Source organism: Pseudomonas sp. JL2 (genome assembly GCF_031570495.1).
In the GTDB taxonomy this organism is placed as follows: domain Bacteria; phylum Pseudomonadota; class Gammaproteobacteria; order Pseudomonadales; family Pseudomonadaceae; genus Aquipseudomonas; species Aquipseudomonas rhizophila.
On the sequence record NZ_JAKUDH010000070.1, the window covers coordinates 1 to 1,174 of the forward strand.

Sequence of the window (1,174 nt, forward strand, 5' to 3'; positions counted from 1 at the left end):
ATCCCCAGTGCCTGGATAAGCGAAAACAGCGGAAAAACGGTGTTGATCAATTACTCGATTGTTCGCAAGAACAGCACGGAGCAACGCATGTTCTCGCACGTGCTAAGAGTCAATTTATAAATAGAACCCATTGACATCACCAATGGAGTGGGAACATGAAAAAATTACTCGTCGCGCTCTTGGCGTCGCTGTTATTCCTGGGTTGTACGGAATTTAGCCCTCATGAGCCAGATATTTACGATCACAACCAGCAATCGCCAAGCGCTGCAGCGTCCCCTGCTCAACCGCTTCAAGGCCCCGAGGTGGCGGCTGAACTGCGCCGCCGCTATCTGGACACCCGAACCGACTGCGGTTCGGCCAATAGACCGGCTTTTTTGTGTTCGGGGATTGTATTGCGTGGCACGAGCCATTCAGAGAACAAGCCTTATGATGCCTGGGACCCCAGCGACACGGCGATACGTGTAGGAGGAACTTCATTTTCTTATCTACGCTCGGACTTCAATATGAAGCGCTTGGCCTTCGACTATGATAAGGGCTATGTTTTTGTGCCCTACATGGACACCCCCGTCAATAAATTAAAGATAGAAGTCCTGTGCTTTTTCCCCATTGACGGTCAGTCAGACTATCGCTCTAACAAAGGTTGCGGTGCCCATAAGGATCAACCCGCAATCAGCGTACCATGCGGCTTACAGAATATTCACACCGCCGAGCAGTGGCGCGATCATTACGTGAGATATCCCCAATCCAAACAACGCTGTGGCTTTGACGTCAGTAAAACCTCTAGCACCCCCACAGCCGCTGCTTTTTATCAAGCTTTGCTGACGGGACCTTTGATCTTTCCTACCGGGTTCGATAAACCCAACGATACTAAATTGGCGACATGGCCCACGGGCATTCCTGATCAGTTACCGATCGAGGCGTTCATCTATACCCTTAATACCGGTATCGTTTCGGTGCAACATGACCAGAAACGCTTTCATGACCTAACAGGCATTGTTTTGCCCATTATCAAACTCACGTTACCTGGTACTTTTCAGGGACAAGCCACCTTCGAGTACCGAGACGCCGATCAAGCCGTTCTTCCAGAGGCACCGAAAAAAATCAAACCCAAAGTACCGAAAACCTATAACGCGGCGGGCGACCACCTGAAAATGAGCGATATCTATACCGACGC

1 protein-coding gene is annotated in these 1,174 nt (G+C 50.2%); it reads left to right on the forward strand.

The window, feature by feature from the left end:
* Nucleotides 1-155: 155 nt before the first annotated feature.
* On the forward strand, nucleotides 156-1,174 hold a 1,019-nt coding region (locus MKS85_RS28785; protein ID WP_310663254.1), incomplete at its 3' end, for a hypothetical protein.